Annotated in this window: 1 protein-coding gene; it reads left to right on the top strand. The window is 56.0% G+C overall.

Going from position 1 to position 1,194, the window contains the following annotated elements; all coding sequences use genetic code 11:
- Positions 1-61: 61 nt before the first annotated feature.
- The coding region (locus ACOCD2_RS20830) for a hypothetical protein (RefSeq protein ID WP_294031656.1) at positions 62-1,194 on the top strand (1,133 nt) is incomplete at its 3' end.

Here is a 1,194-nt window from a genome sequence, read left to right as displayed (position 1 = left end):
ACTAGATGATGGGCGCCCACTCAATCAGGGGAAGAGCCACGAAAACAAATGAGGGAATCAAATGAAATCAATGATTATCGTATCACTGCTGCTGTTGATTGCACAATCGGCAGTCGCACGTACCTGGAGCGTTTTGGTTACTGAGGATAGCGGGGTGGGATCACTACGCGATGTCTACAATCGCATCGACCCCGGAGACACCGTCACGTTTGCCCCGTGGTTGCACGGCAAAACGATCGAGCTCGACGCTGAGCTGCGCATCAGCAAACGCGTGACTATCGTGGGCGACATCGACGCCGATGAAAAGCCTGATGTCACGATCAGCGGCAAAAATGCGCATCGCATCTTTTACGTGCCCGAGGGCATCACGCTGAACCTGCGCGGGGTAACTCTGCGACACGGTCGATCGGCCACCGATGGCGGCTCCATCTATAACCTGGGCACCGTGAACATCGACAGATCACGCCTGAGAGATAACCACGCGGGGCGTGGAGGCGCTGTCTATAACAGGGGCATCCTTGTTATTTCTGACAGTGCTGCACAGGGCAATATTGCGACCCGTGACGGGGCCGTCGTTTACAACGAAAAAATCGATGCATCCCTGTCGATGGTACAGCTGACAAGGTCCGGCTTTTATCACAACACGGCAAAACACCAGGGCGGCGTGGTTTACAACAGGGACGGCGATGTTAATTTCCACGACTCGACCCTTTCGGATAACCGGGCGGTCACAGGACCCGGCAACACGGCCACCGAGGAGAATCGCGGATCCGTGTTTTACCAGCACGGCGGCCACACCGAGTTCCGCAGCGTCACGATGTCGGGCAATATTTCTAATCCATTAACTGACGTCGAGGACACCTATGACGATTCCTTCTTTGGTGGCGATGGCAACCGGACATCCGCCAAAGAGGTGCAGGATGGCAACCGAAACCGCCGCAAAAACAACGGCGGCACGATCTACAATGAGGGCGAATGGGGTCGGGAGGAGATTCTACTGATCAACACCGTCATCGAAAAATCCACCGGGCGCAACTGCGGGGGACTGGCCGGCTACAACATCGGCCCCAATACGTGGTTCGATGACAACACCTGTGTGGGGCATATCAATGACCGTTCTGATTATGAGCTCCAGGGGACAGACCGTGGCGATCCGAAACTGGGACCGCTCCAGAACAACGGGGGGCTGGCTGA

This window comes from Thiolapillus sp., assembly GCF_048562965.1.
In the GTDB taxonomy this organism is placed as follows: Bacteria; Pseudomonadota; Gammaproteobacteria; order Chromatiales; family Chromatiaceae; genus Thiolapillus; species Thiolapillus brandeum_A.
This window is presented reverse-complemented; position numbering and strand designations above follow the sequence as displayed.